Source organism: Nocardia sp. NPDC005746 (genome assembly GCF_040630785.1).
In the GTDB taxonomy this organism is placed as follows: Bacteria; Actinomycetota; Actinomycetes; order Mycobacteriales; family Mycobacteriaceae; genus Nocardia.
In genome coordinates this window covers 548,985-561,622 of sequence record NZ_JBEXYE010000001.1, presented here as the reverse complement: position 1 = coordinate 561,622, position 12,638 = coordinate 548,985, and the positions used below count along the sequence as shown (strand labels likewise).

The window sequence follows — 12,638 nt, the reverse complement described above, 5'->3', positions numbered from 1 at the left end:
TGTTACGGGGAGGTATCGGACTCCTCATTTTTGTAACAGCGCCTTAACGTGAGTTTTCGGTAACTTCCACGCAACGCGATCACGCGCAGAAGGAGTTACCGCATGACACCCCACATCGACGCGGCGTCGACCGCCTGGCTGCTGGCGGCCACGGCGCTCGTGCTGTTGATGACACCCGGCCTCGCGATCTTCTACGGCGGCATGGTGCGGTCCAGCGGTGTGCTCAACATGCTGATGATGAGCTTCATCTCGATCCCGCTGGTGACGGTGGCCTGGCTGCTCGGCGGGTACAGCCTGGCCTTCGGCGATGACGCGGGCGGCGGAATCATCGGCGACCTCGGGCATTTCGGGCTCGCCGGAATCAACCCCGACACCGTGCACGTGGTGGACAAGACCACCGGCGCGGGCGTTCCGGAGCTGTTGTTCGTCACCTTCCAGCTGACCTTCGCGATTCTGACCGTGGCCCTGATCAGCGGCGCGATCGCCGATCGGACCAAGTTCTCGGCGTGGATGATCTTCGTGCCGGTGTGGGCGCTGATCGTGTACGCGCCGATCGCGCACTGGGTGTGGACCTCGGACGGCTGGCTGAGCAAGGTGGGCGCGCTGGATTACGCGGGCGGCTTGGTGGTCGAGATCGCTTCGGGCGCTTCGGCTCTGGCGATGGTGTTGGTGCTGGGCCCGCGTCAGGGCTTCAAGGTGGACGCGATGCGCCCGCACAATCTGCCGTTCGTGGTGCTGGGTGCGGGCCTGCTGTGGTTCGGCTGGTTCGGCTTCAACGCGGGTTCGGCGCTGACCGCCGACGGCACCGCCGCGGCGGTGTTCCTGAACACGCTGGTGGCGGGCTGTCTCGGCATGCTGGGCTGGCTGGTGGTCGAGGCGCGCCGCGACGGCAAGCCGACCACCTTCGGTGCGGCGTCGGGTGCGGTGGCCGGTCTGGTCGCCATCACCCCGTCCTGCGGTGAGGTGAACACCATCGGCGCGATGGTCGTGGGCCTGGTCGCGGGCGTGGTGTGTTCGTTCGCGGTTGGCTGGAAGTTCAAGGGCAACTACGACGATTCGCTCGACGTGGTGGGCGTGCACTTCATGGGCGGCATCGTCGGCACGCTGCTGATCGGCTTCCTGGCCTCGGCCGTCATGACCAAGGGCCCGGCGGGCCTGTTCTACGGCGGCGGGCTGGGTCAGCTCGGCAAGCAGGCCGTGGGCGTGGTGACGGTGGCGGCGTTCGCGTTCGGGATGACGTTCGCGCTGGGCAAGGTGCTGGACAAGCTGGTCGGCTTCCGGGTCACCAAGGAGGACGAGCTGGGCGGCGTCGACTTCGCGCTGCACGCGGAGACCGCGTACGCCGAGGGCGTGCACGGACATTCGCCGAATCGCATCGGCAAGCCGCTGGGCCACTGAGCCCGAAGCCGTTTCGAGCCCCGTCGCACTTCGCGGCGGGGCTCGAGTGTTTCGCGGTCAGTTCACCTTGCTCGCGGCGGCGCTGAAGGTGTTGCACTGCATGGCGCGGTCCTTGTCGTAGCCGATCTCGAACCAGCCGCCCATGCTCTGCGCGGTGCCGTGATCGCGCATGTCGCCGGGTGCGTCGCCGCGGTGGTAGGCGTCGTTGCGGGCCACCCCGATCTGGGCGCTGGTCAGCGAGCCGCCGTTGCCGGAGGACGACAGGTACATGCCGTCGAAGCACTGGGCCTGTAGTTCGGTGCGGCGTGACAGTTCCAGCCCGGTGTCGCTGCGCGATCCGGCGTCGCGGCGCTGCTGGTGCACCTTGCCGAGGATGCCCGACTGCGCCTGGACGTGGTGGCCGTACTCGTGGGCGAACACCGAGAGGTAGACGACCCAGTTGTTGCCGAAGATATCGGTCTGCAGCTGACTGATCGGCATGTAGATGGTCATGTCCGCCGAGCAGTAGAAGGCCGCGAAGTTACTGCTGTTGCCGGTGCACAGGGTGGTGATGCCCGCGGTGTCCGCGGACACGTTCAGCTTGGGTGCGGGGAACGGCAGATTGATCTTGTCGAACAACGGTTTCCACGCCGTGTGCAGGCAGTCGGCCGCGGTCTCGAAGAACTTGCGCGCCACCTCGACCTGGGTGCCCCACTGCGAGTACGCGCATGTGGCGGGCAGCAGCGTGTAATCGGGGTTCGTCAACAGCGGATTGTCGGCGGTGGCCGCGACACCGTGGTTCTCCCCGGCGTCGCTGGAATAGCCGGTCTTGACGTTCGACCCGGAACCGATGGAGTTCAGGCCGGTGGTGACGGCGGTGCGCAGCAGCACACCGGACACCAGCAGCACCAGGATCACGACGAGCGTCCCCACCCGGCCGCGTCTCGGCGGCGCGGGCCGGGCCACCGGAATCGCGCCGGTCGGCGGCGCGGCGGTGGGCGGCGGCATGGGCGCGCGATACGCGGGCCGCCCCTGACCGGTGGACGGGTATCCGGGTTGTCCGTACCCGGGTGGCGGCGGAAATCCCTGCTGCGGTGGGTAACCCGGCCGAGCGGGGCCCTTGCCCGGCTGGGCGGGATACCCCGGGCGAGGTGCGCCGGCTTGCTGCGGGTGACCGGAGTAAGGCGGGGGCTGATGGCCCGGCTGCGGCGAATATCCGGGTGGCCGTTGATATCCGGGCGGCGGCGGATACCCGGGCTGAGGCTGGTATCCGGGCGGCGGCGCGCCTCCGGGCTGACCTGCGGGACGGCGCGGGACCGCCGGGAATCCGGGTTGCTGGACGGGCTGCTGCGGATTGCCGTGCGGCTGTGGGTTTCCAGGAGGCGGCGTGGGCCGGCGACCCGGGGGCGTCGGTCCGTGCTCGGACGGTGGGCGAGTCAACCCCCGCACCCCCTCGTTCCTCAGAGATAACCTGCCGGCTCCATAGACCTGCGACTTGCCGCTGAGGAAGGATAGCAAGCTGGCTAGAGTGCCAGTCATGCAGATTTTTCGGGGGGCCGCCCTGGTCGCGCTGCTGCTCGCGCTGGCGGGTGTGGCGGCGCCGGCCGTGTGGGCGCAGCCGGCCGGTGTGGATATCACCGCGGAGGTGAATCTGGGCGACGACGGTCTGCTGCGGGTCACCGAAACCGTGAAAGTCCCCGAGGGCGGGGAGTTTCGGCAGGTGCTGCCGCTGCGCGTGCAGGTGAACCCGAGTGTGCTGCGCACGTTCGAGGTGACCGATGTGTCCGCCGAGGGGGACGGCGAGGCGCATGTCGCGGACGATCTGTTCACCATCTCCGCGCGACCGGGCACGGCCACCTTCGTATACACGGTGCACAACACCGTCAGTGACGCTGGGGGCGCGCAGGTGTTCCAGTGGACCGGTGTGCTGAACACCGATGTGGCGTCGATCAATGCGACGGTGTCGAGCCCGAGCTTCCGGATGGGCGTCACCAAGTGCACGGTCGGCCCGCCCGGAAATCCGCAGAACTGCGGCGATATTCGGGTCGAGCCGGACGGTTTCGCGCATCTGGAGAAGACCGACCTACGCAAGGGCGACATTCTCGATGTGACCTTGCAGTTGCCGCCGAACACGGTGCGGGCCAATGCCGATGTGCGCGACGACAACGCGCCCAACGCGTTCTCGCCGACCGGTCCGGTGTGGGCCGCGTTCGGCGCGCTGCTCGCGGCGGTGGCCGCGGCGGCCGGATACGTGTTGTGGTCGCGGCGTTCCGCGCCGGCCGCCGCCGAGACCCTGGATCCGCTGGTGCGGACCGGCGATCACGTGCAGTTCACGTCGCCGGACGGTGTGCTGCCGAGTACGGCGGGCCTGCTGCTCGACGGCCACGCCGACGTGCCGGACATGGCGTCGACCGTGGTGGATCTGGCGGTCCGCAACTACCTGTGGGTGACGGTCGCCGGTGACGCGGATTGGCGCTTCTCCCGGGTGAATCCGCCCGACGAGCAGCTGACCGCCTATGAGCGCGCGGTGTATTCGGCGCTGATCCCGGAGGGCGCGGACGCGGTGCTGCTGTCCGAGCGCCGCGGGCAGGTGGACGCGAAGGCGGTGCGCGCCGCGCTGATCGACGATGCGGTGACGGCCGGGGTGTTCATCGACCGCACCCGCCGCGGTTTCGAGTTCTGGCTCGGGATCGCGCTGATCGTGGGCGGTCTCGCCGCGACCGCGGCGCTGGCGCTGGGTCCGCAGCGGCACGCCCTGATCGGTGTCGCGCTCGCGCTGGGCGGGGTGGCCGCACTGCTGCTCCCCCGCTATCTGCCGTCCCGCAGCGCGATGGGCCGGGAGCTGACCGGCCGGGTGCAGGCCATGCAGCGCGGGCTGGACGCGCTTGCGCCGCGGCGTATTCCGGTGGCGGATCAGGAGCTGGCGTTCTCGCGGGCGCTGCCGTTCCTGGTTGCCGCGCGCCGTGGCGATCAGTGGGTGCGCACGTTCCGGGACCTGGATCCGACGGCGGACGGGAGTCCTGGGCTGTACTGGTTCGGCGGGTTCGAGGGTGATCGCAGTCTGCAGCGATTCGGCGCGCACTTCCCGTACTTCATCACCGCGGTCGAGGGGTTGTTCCGGCCCGGCAATCAACGGTGACACACCCCCGGCGACCGATATACCAACCGATGTAGCAGGGTTCGCCATTCGCTATTGTCACGGCGTGAGCAATCGATTGGCAAAATTGGTGGGAACACCGATCATCATCGAAGTCCGATGATCGATCGCCATATCGCACTAACAGCCCAGGAACTTAGTTATCCAACAGCTATTCGACCGACCGATGCGGGTTTCGGCCGCGCCTTCCGGGTGCGGACCACGGCGTTGCGCGCCGAATTCCTGGCCGCGCAACCGCAGGCGGTGCTCGCCGACGTGGCCTGGAGTTCCCGGGCCGTCGTCGGCTATCTGAGCCTGGACGATCCGCGCGGCGAGTCGGCCCGGCTGCGCCAGGCCGTCGCGGATACCGCAGCGGCCTACGCCGCTCGGCTGCGCTCGGCCGCACGGCCCGCCGGGCAGGAGCCGATCGTGGTGACGCTCGCGCGCACGCGGTGGTCGGTCCCCGCGTGCGGCGGCGTGGTGCCGCCCCCGCCGGTGGCGGATCTGCTGAACGGCCTGTGGGCCGCCGTGATCGACCGCGATCGCGAGCTGCTCGCCTATCTGCTGGGCGCACCGGGCAGCCCCGGTCACCCGCTGGCGGTGACCACGCGCACCGGGCAGCCCGGGGAGCAGTGCCTCTATCTGTGGGCCGATGCCTGGCAGCGGGCCTGGACCGGCGATCCGGCGGCGGAAACGATCATCGTGGACGGGATCGAGGCCGCGGTGGACGCGCAGCAGGCCGGCGGTGACGACTACGCGCTCATCATCGCCTATTCGGCGCTGTGCCTGCTGGACGCGGTCCTGCGCGGCGACCCGGCCGAATTCGAGACCGCTCTGGTCGAGGGCCTCGAATTCCACCGCCGCTTCTGGGACACCCCGCGGCGCGGCCTGGATCCGGAGGGATTCATCGCGTGGCCGCTGCTGGCGGTGGTGTGCTTGGCGGTCGATCGCGGGTTGAGCCCCGGGGTCTCCACCGGGTACCTGCCGACGGGGTTGATGTACCGCACCGCGTAACCGGTTCGCCCGCGACCGCTCTCACCGTTCGGCGTGCACCGCCAGGGCCCGCCGGGCGTAGGCACGCACGTCGGCATCGCTGTCGGCGTGGGCGGTTTCGAGTGCGACACGGGCCGCCTCGGACTCCGGCCAGACGCTGAGGGTCAGCACCGCGGCTTTGCGGATGTCCGGGTGGATGTCGGTGAGCGCCGCGCTCAGGGCGGTGACGGCGCGCTCCGGGCCGACCCCGGCCAGCCCGCGCGCCGCGCCCTCCCGGATCTGCCAGGCCGAATCACTCAGCGCGGCGGTCAGGATCGCGGTATCGGCATCCCCGCCGAGCCGGGCGAGCGCGGTGAACGCGGCGGCGCGCACGAGTGGGTCGCGATCCAGGGTCAGCGCGCGCACGGTGTCGACGCCACCCTGGCCGATGGTGGCCAAGCCGCGGGCGGCGGCGATGCGGACCTCACGGTTGTCGTCGTGGGCGGCCGCGGTCAGCGCGGGCCAGTCGTCCAGCGACACCAGCGCGTGCACGGCCTGGATGCGGACGCGGTGGTCGGCGTCGACCGAGGCCTTGCCGAACAGTTCGGCCGTCCCGGCGCGCAGCGAACGCAGCAGATCCACGACGGCCGCGCGCACGAACGGGTCGGGCGAATCGGTGTGCTCCGCGAGCCCTGTTGCGGCGGGCAGGATTTCGGCGAGTTCACGCAGGCCCGCCACGGCAGCGGCGCGCACCTCGGCGTCCTCGTCGCCGAGTGCCGCGACCAGTTCGCCGGCGAATCCGTCGGGCGTGTTCTCGGTGAGGACCGCGAGGGCGGTCGCCCGCACCCGTGGATCCGGATCGGACAGGAAGGGCCGCAATTCCGCGACGCCGGGCGCGTCCAGGCTCAGCAGCAGCGCGATCCGCGGCGCGACAGCGTCTTTCGCCGTGCGTCCCGTGGGGGCGTGCGAGCGCACCTGGGCCCCGAGGTTGGGCGGGGTGCCGATCAGGGCGGGCTGCTCGACCGGGATGACCGCCGTGTCGGTGCCGGGCAGATCGTCCAGCCCCGGCACGGGCACGAAATACGGTGCGACGGGCCGCTTCAGGAACTCCATGTCCCCGTCGGCGGTCTTGCGCAGGTTGAGGTGGTACCGCCATTCGACGTCGTCGCGGGCGGGCAGGTCGGCGCGCTCGTGATAGAGCCCCCACCGGGATTCGGTGCGGGTGAGCGAGGAGCGGGCGGCCATTTCCGCGCAGTCGCGGATGAAGCTGACCTCGGCGCAGCGCATGAGTTCGTGCGGGGTACGCGCGCCCATGGCGGTGAGGTCGCCGCGCATGCGGTCGAAGGTCTCGATGGCGAGGGAGAGTTTGGCGGCCGTCTTGGGCGGGGCCACATAGTCGTTCACGAAGCGGCGCAGCTTGTACTCGACCTGCTGCTGCGGCGGCCCGTCGGGTTGGCGCAGCGGCCGGTAGACGAGCTCGTGGGCGGCGGCCAGCTGGTCCGCGGGCAGCTCACCGGGTTCGGGCAGCTCGTCGAGGGTGGAGGCGGCGTGCGCTCCGGCGAGGTCGCCGTAGACGAACGCGCCGATCATGTAGTTGTGCGGCACGCAGGCCAGGTCGCCGGCGGCGTAGAGGCCGGGCACGGTGGTGCGGGCGTTCTCGTCGACCCAGACGCCGGACGCGGAATGCCCACCGCACAAACCGATCTCGGAGATGTGCATTTCGATGTCGTGGGTGCGGTAGTCGTGGCCGCGATTGGCATGGAAGGTGCCGCGGGTGGGGCGTTCGGTGGTGTGCAGGATGTCCTCGAGGGCCTCGAGGGTTTCGTCGGGCAGGTGCGAGACCTTCAGATAGATGGGCCCGCGCGCGGATTCGATCTCGCGTTTGACCTCGGCCATCATCTGACCGGACCAGTAGTCCGAGTCGACGAACCGCTCGCCGAGCGCGTTGACCTGGTATCCGCCGAACGGGTTGGCGACGTACGCGCAGGCCGGGCCGTTGTAATCCTTGATCAGCGGGTTGATCTGGAAGCATTCGATCCCCGACAGCTCGGCCCCGGCGTGATAGGCCATGGCGTACCCGTCGCCCGCGTTGGTGGGGTTCTCGTAGGTGCCGTAGAGGTACCCGGAGGCGGGCAGCCCGAGCCGCCCGCACGGCCCGGTGGCCAGGATGACGGCCTTGGCCCCGACCGCCACGAATTCCCCGGTGCGCGTGTTCAGGGCGGCCGCGCCGACCGCCCGCCCGTTCTCGGTGAGCACCCGCACCGGCATCAGCCGGTTCTCGATACGGATGCGCTCGCGCATCTTCCGCTGCCGCAGCACCCGGTACAGCGCCTTCTTGACGTCCTTGCCCTCCGGCATGGGCAGCACGTAGGACCCGGACCGGTGGACCCGCCGTACCGCGTATTCGCCGTAGGCGTCCTTCTCGAATTTCACGCCGTAGCGCTCCAGCCGCTGCACCATGGCGAAGCCGCGGGTGGCGGTCTGATAGATGGTGCGCTGGTTGACGATGCCGTCGTTGGCGCGGGTGATCTCGGCGACGTAGTCCTCGGGTTCGGCCTTGCCGGGGATGACGGCGTTGTTGACGCCGTCCATGCCCATGGCCAGCGCCCCGGAGTGCCGGACGTGCGCCTTCTCCAGCAGCAGCACGTTCGCGCCGGCTTCGGCGGCGGTGAGGGCGGCCATGGTGCCGGCGGTGCCGCCGCCGATGACCAGCACGTCGCAGTCGAGGCGGAGGGTGTCGTCGAGATCGGGGATTTCCATTACTTCGTCGCCTCCGTGAGCTCGCCCGAATGGTTCAGGGCGGCAATGATTTCGGACCGTAGGGCGGTGCGGTCGACGCCGGTCTCGCGCGGCCGGGGGACCTCCGGCAGGGCGCGCAGGGGTTCGCCGGCGCGGCCGAGGACGGCGATGCGGTCGCCGAGCAGCAGGGCCTCGTCCACGTCGTGGGTGACGAAGACGACGGTGGTGGGGTGGCTGTCCCAGGTGTCGACGAGCAGGCGCTGCATGGTGTCGCGGGTCTGGGTGTCGAGGGCACCGAAGGGCTCGTCCATCATGACCGCGCGCGGCGCGCCCGCCAGGCCGCGGGCCAGCTGCACGCGCTGGCGCATGCCGCCGGACAGCGATGTGGGCAGGAAGTCGGCGAAGCCGGTGAGCCCGATCTCGGCGATCCAGCGGTCGGCCAGTTCGCGGCGTCCGGCGCGCGGCGCGCCCCGCAGCCGCAGTGCCAGTTCGATATTGGCGCGCACGGTCTTCCAGGGCAGCAGCGCGTTGTCCTGGAAGACGACGGCACGGTCGCGGTCGGTGCCGGTGACCTCGACGCCGTCGGCGAGCACCCGGCCCGCGTCGGGGCGCAGCAGTCCGGCCAGGGCGCGCAGCACCGTCGACTTCCCGCAGCCCGAGGGTCCGGTGAGGACGAGGATCTCGCCGGGTCGCACGGTGATCGACAGGTCGTCGATGATCGGGGCTCCGGTGTAGGAGAGCCGCACCCGGTCCAGGGTCAATCCGATTCCGGCCGTGCTCATTTCGCCTCCTCGTCGCCGCGCGGCAGCCAGTGGGTGACGCGCCGCCCGAGCAGTTCCACCGCGGCCGAGGTGGTGTAGCCGAGCACGCCGATGGTGATGATGCCGACGAACACTCCCGGGTAGTCGACGATGGTGTACGCCTGCCAGGTGCGGTAGCCGACGCCCAGCCGCCCGGAGATCATCTCGGCCGACACCACGCAGATCCAGGCCACGCCGATGCCGACGGAGAGCCCGCCGAACACGCCGGGCAGGCTACCCGGCAGCACCACCCGCCACAGCACGTCCCAGCGGTTGCCGCCCTGGGTGCGGACGGATTCCTCCCAGATGGTGGGCAGCGCCCGCACCGCGTGCCGGGTGGCGACCAGGATCGGGAAGAAGGCGGCCAGGAAGGTGATGAACACGATCCCGGCCTCGTCGTCGGGGAACAGCAGGATGGCGACCGGCACGATGGCGATGGCCGGAATGGGCCGTGCCAGTTCGGTGAGCGGTCCCACGGTGTCGGCGAACCAGCGGGAACGGCCCAGTGTCACACCGGCGCTCACGCCGATCACGGCGGCCAGACCGAAACCGCTCAGGATCCGGATCAGCGACTGCCCGAGGTCCAGATAGTAGGCGTCGGTGCCGAGCTGATGCCGGAAGGCCCGAACGATCTGGGTGACGGTCGGCAGCGTGTCGAACCGGACCCAGAGTCGAATGTGGTTGGCGGTCAGGAACTCCCAGGCACCGATGGCGGTCAGCACGGACAGCGCCCGCACGATCCGCGACCGCCACACCGCCCGCCCGGCCCGCGGGCGCGCCACCGGCGGTGCGGCCGGGGCGAGGACGGGGGCCGCCGCCGGGGCGGCGACCGCCGGGGCGCTCATACCCGGACCTCGTTCACGGCCTGGTCGTAGCCGACGATCGCGCCCGCGGGGTGCTTGGCGAGGTACCGCTGCGCGGCGGCCGGGGTGGTGAAGGGCAGGTAGTTGTCGCCGTCGCGCACCCAGATCGCCTTGTCCGCGAACCAGCGGGTGCCGAGTTCGGCGTCCGGGACGTAGGCGGCGCGCACCGTCTTGCCCTGTGCCCGAGCCTGTTTCACTGCCCGCAGCAGGGCGGTGGGATCGGCGAGCGACTGCGTCGTGTCCTGTCCGGCGAGCCAGAGCTCACCGCCGGACCCGGGCAGCGGATTGGCGTTGTTGGCCAGTTCCGCGTCGTAGTTCAGCCCGCGTTCCTGGTATGCCCGCTGCAGCGCGGCCGGGTCGACGAACTTGTCGATGTCGAGGTCGGCGAAGTCGCCGATCGATTTCAGGTACGGAACATCGCCCTGGAATGCCGCCAGCAGCGACGGCTTCAGCGTGGTGTCGAAGGAGGTTCCGCCCGGCCCGTTGTAGAGGTACACGACCTCCGGGGCCAGCCCGGCGTTGTCCGCGACGGTCTGTGCCGCCTCCAGGGGGCGCTGGTGGATGAAGTCGGTGGCGTCGAGCTGGGCTTGCAGGAAGGCATCGAGCACCTCCGGGTGCTGCTTGGCGTAGTCGCGGCGGGCGACCACGCCGTGGAAGGTCGGGACGTTGAGTTCCGCGCCGTCGTAGAGCAGCTTGGCCTTGTTCTGGAACACCAGCAGGCCGGGCCAGGCCACGAACTGCGACAGCGCCGCCACCTGACCGGATTCCAGTGCGGAGGAACCGATCTGGGGCTGCTGGTTGAGCACCTCCACTCCCGACTTGGGGTCGATGCCCGCCCGGGTGAGCGCCTGGACCAGGGTGCCGTGCCCGGCCGAGCCGACGCTCGCCGAGATCTTCTGCCCGGCCAGATCATTGATGGACTGCGCCTTCGAGTCCGGTGCGACGACCACCATGTTCAACGCGCCCTTGGGGTTGTAGCCGGTGATGGACACCAGCTCCGTGCGGGAGCGCTCATTGGCCTGGGTGCGGGAGCCGTTGATGAGCAGCGGGTAGTCGCCCATCGAGCCGATGTCGATCTTCTCGGCCACCATCTGCGCGGTGATGGGCGCGCCGGTGTCGTAGTCCTGCCACTCCACCTGGTATTTCGCGCCGCCCTTGGCGCTCAGCGTGTTCAGGCGTTGTTCCAGGAAGCCCTTGGCCTTCAACAGGGTTCCGGCGGTGACGGTATTGATGGTCTTGGACTGGTAGCCGATGACGACCTTGACGGTGTCACCGTTGCCGGCGTTCTCGAGCGAGCAGCCGGACACGGTCGGGGCGAGGGCGGAGGCGAGGGCCGCGGCGATCACGCGGGCGGGGCGGTACTTCATGGGTTTCCTCAGCGGGTTGGGCTCAACGCAGCAGGTAGGGCATGTTGACGGTGACGGCGCCGGTGGGACAGCGGGCCGCGCAGGGGCCGCAGTACCAGCACTCATCGACGTGCATGTACGCCTTGCCGTTGTCGGGGTTGATCGCCAGCGAGTCCAGCGGGCAGATCTCCACGCACAGCGTGCAGCCCTGGATGCACAGCGATTCGTCGATGGTCACCGGGACATCCGCCCGGTTCTCGGCCAAAGCCATCTAGGTCAACCTCCAGTCGGTGCCCGGGTCGGCATCGGGTGAGCGTTCCGGCGGCCGGATCAGGCTGCCGCGCATGGTGATCCGGTCGCCGCGCATGCGGATGTACTCGAGGTCGACCGGGCGGCCGTCCTCCAGCGAGGTGAGGCGCTCGAGCAGCAGCAGCGCGCCGCCCTCGGGCATCTGCAGGGTCATGGCCGAGTGCGCGTCGGCGGTGATGGCCTCGAGGGCCAGTTCCGCCGAGCCGAGCGGGCCGCCGCTGATCTGCTCGATGAGCGCGAACACGTCATTGGTCTCGAGGTCGCGGGTGACGACCTGGTCGCCGATGTCGGGGACCAGGTAGGTGAGGTCCAGGCTGAGCGGCAGGTCGCCGAACCAGCGCAGCCGCTCGATGTAGACCGCCTGTTCACCGGGTTCGAGCCGCAGCTTGCGGGCGACCGCGGGCGGCGGGGTGACCCGGCGGGCGGCGCGCACCTCGTTGCGGACCTCGCCGTGGCCGCGCAGCGTCTCCTTCAAACCGAGCAGGGCATCGAGGCCGTGGTCGTATTTGCGGCGCGCGACATGCGTTCCGATCTTCGGGGCGCGCTCGATCAGACCTTCGTCCTTGAGCAGCGCGAGCGCGTCGCGAACGGTGTTGCGGGACACGCCGAATTCCGCGGACAGCGCCGCTTCGGCGGGCAGTGCGTCGTCGAAGGCGCCCGCGTGGATCTGCTGACGCAACACGTCGGCCACGTGTCGGGCGCGATCCGCCCGGCGTTCGGGGGCGCGCAGCGGTACCGGTTCCGGCGACACCTCGACTCCTTTCCACGCCGTTGACCTGCGGTTTCAGAACTGTAGCGGCGAAAATGGGGCCGTCCGGGCCGCTCACCACGCCCCGGCGCCGGCGATGCGGTTCTGCGCCGCCGGCCCGAACGCGCGGCCTGCCGGAATGCGGTCGAATCGGGGTATTGCGCCACCCGCTCCGGGAGCGTGTGCCTTGGAATCACACTGAGCGGAATGCGTGTGCGCGACAGCGGACTCGAGTGGGGTGGGGTTTCGGGCTGCTGCTCGGGATACGAGAAGAGAATGTGGCGTGCGCCACTCGTCGAGCCCGATCCGACGCATGCCGCGGATGGCTTGAAATATCAACCGCCGCAA

Annotated in this window: 10 protein-coding genes; 3 read left to right on the top strand and 7 right to left on the bottom strand. The window is 70.0% G+C overall.

Features of this window, described 5'->3' with window-relative positions:
* Nucleotides 1–102 precede the first annotated feature (102 nt).
* The gene (locus ABZ412_RS02550; RefSeq protein WP_357275374.1) at nucleotides 103–1,398 is read left to right on the top strand and encodes an ammonium transporter; all 1,296 of its coding nucleotides are present in this window, start codon (nucleotides 103–105) and stop codon (nucleotides 1,396–1,398) included.
* A gap of 57 nt (nucleotides 1,399–1,455) precedes the next feature.
* Here ABZ412_RS02550 and ABZ412_RS02545 read toward each other — a convergent pair whose 3' ends face one another.
* On the bottom strand, nucleotides 1,456–2,385 hold the full coding sequence (locus ABZ412_RS02545; protein WP_357275372.1) for a neutral zinc metallopeptidase: 930 nt from the start codon (nucleotides 2,383–2,385) through the stop codon (nucleotides 1,456–1,458).
* 529 nt (nucleotides 2,386–2,914) lie between these two features.
* On the opposite strand from ABZ412_RS02545, the gene ABZ412_RS02540 reads away from it, so the two are divergent.
* On the top strand, nucleotides 2,915–4,516 hold the full coding sequence (locus ABZ412_RS02540; protein WP_357275370.1) for a DUF2207 domain-containing protein: 1,602 nt from the start codon (nucleotides 2,915–2,917) through the stop codon (nucleotides 4,514–4,516).
* A gap of 117 nt (nucleotides 4,517–4,633) precedes the next feature.
* The gene (locus ABZ412_RS02535; protein ID WP_357275367.1) at nucleotides 4,634–5,527 is read left to right on the top strand and encodes an immunity 49 family protein; all 894 of its coding nucleotides are present in this window, start codon (nucleotides 4,634–4,636) and stop codon (nucleotides 5,525–5,527) included.
* 21 nt (nucleotides 5,528–5,548) lie between these two features.
* Here ABZ412_RS02535 and ABZ412_RS02530 read toward each other — a convergent pair whose 3' ends face one another.
* Genes ABZ412_RS02530 through ABZ412_RS02505 form a run of 6 tightly spaced genes read right to left on the bottom strand, consistent with a single transcriptional unit; the run spans nucleotide 5,549 to nucleotide 12,293 of the window.
* Nucleotides 5,549–8,245: a fumarate reductase/succinate dehydrogenase flavoprotein subunit gene (locus ABZ412_RS02530; RefSeq protein WP_357275365.1), complete on the bottom strand. Its 2,697-nt coding sequence runs from the start codon at nucleotides 8,243–8,245 to the stop codon at nucleotides 5,549–5,551.
* Nucleotides 8,245–9,006, bottom strand: coding sequence for an ABC transporter ATP-binding protein (locus tag ABZ412_RS02525; protein ID WP_357275363.1), 762 nt, complete (start codon nucleotides 9,004–9,006; stop codon nucleotides 8,245–8,247). The genes ABZ412_RS02530 and ABZ412_RS02525 overlap by 1 nt, the downstream gene beginning before the upstream one ends.
* Complete coding sequence (locus ABZ412_RS02520) at nucleotides 9,003–9,869, bottom strand: ABC transporter permease (protein ID WP_357275360.1); 867 nt, start codon at nucleotides 9,867–9,869, stop codon at nucleotides 9,003–9,005. Before ABZ412_RS02520 ends, ABZ412_RS02525 begins: the two co-directional genes overlap by 4 nt.
* Nucleotides 9,866–11,254 carry an ABC transporter substrate-binding protein gene (locus ABZ412_RS02515; protein ID WP_357275358.1) on the bottom strand — a complete coding sequence of 463 codons (1,389 nt, stop codon included), beginning with the start codon at nucleotides 11,252–11,254 and terminating at the stop codon, nucleotides 9,866–9,868. Before ABZ412_RS02515 ends, ABZ412_RS02520 begins: the two co-directional genes overlap by 4 nt.
* Nucleotides 11,255–11,276: 22 nt before the next feature.
* Nucleotides 11,277–11,504, bottom strand: a complete 228-nt coding sequence (locus tag ABZ412_RS02510; RefSeq protein ID WP_357087910.1) for a ferredoxin family protein — start codon at nucleotides 11,502–11,504, stop codon at nucleotides 11,277–11,279.
* Nucleotides 11,505–12,293: a GntR family transcriptional regulator gene (locus ABZ412_RS02505; protein ID WP_357275356.1), complete on the bottom strand. Its 789-nt coding sequence runs from the start codon at nucleotides 12,291–12,293 to the stop codon at nucleotides 11,505–11,507.
* Nucleotides 12,294–12,638: the final 345 nt, after the last annotated feature.

Excerpts from the sequence above, each read along its gene's own strand:
- ABZ412_RS02550 (WP_357275374.1), top strand. The coding sequence starts at position 103 with ATGACACCCCACATCGACGCGGCGTCGACCGCCTGGCTGCTGGCGGCC.
- ABZ412_RS02545 (WP_357275372.1), bottom strand. The coding sequence starts at position 2,385 with ATGCCGCCGCCCACCGCCGCGCCGCCGACCGGCGCGATTCCGGTGGCC.
- ABZ412_RS02540 (WP_357275370.1), top strand. The coding sequence starts at position 2,915 with ATGCAGATTTTTCGGGGGGCCGCCCTGGTCGCGCTGCTGCTCGCGCTG.
- ABZ412_RS02535 (WP_357275367.1), top strand. The coding sequence starts at position 4,634 with ATGATCGATCGCCATATCGCACTAACAGCCCAGGAACTTAGTTATCCA.
- ABZ412_RS02530 (WP_357275365.1), bottom strand. The coding sequence starts at position 8,245 with ATGGAAATCCCCGATCTCGACGACACCCTCCGCCTCGACTGCGACGTG.
- ABZ412_RS02525 (WP_357275363.1), bottom strand. The coding sequence starts at position 9,006 with ATGAGCACGGCCGGAATCGGATTGACCCTGGACCGGGTGCGGCTCTCC.
- ABZ412_RS02520 (WP_357275360.1), bottom strand. The coding sequence starts at position 9,869 with ATGAGCGCCCCGGCGGTCGCCGCCCCGGCGGCGGCCCCCGTCCTCGCC.
- ABZ412_RS02515 (WP_357275358.1), bottom strand. The coding sequence starts at position 11,254 with ATGAAGTACCGCCCCGCCCGCGTGATCGCCGCGGCCCTCGCCTCCGCC.
- ABZ412_RS02510 (WP_357087910.1), bottom strand. The coding sequence starts at position 11,504 with ATGGCTTTGGCCGAGAACCGGGCGGATGTCCCGGTGACCATCGACGAA.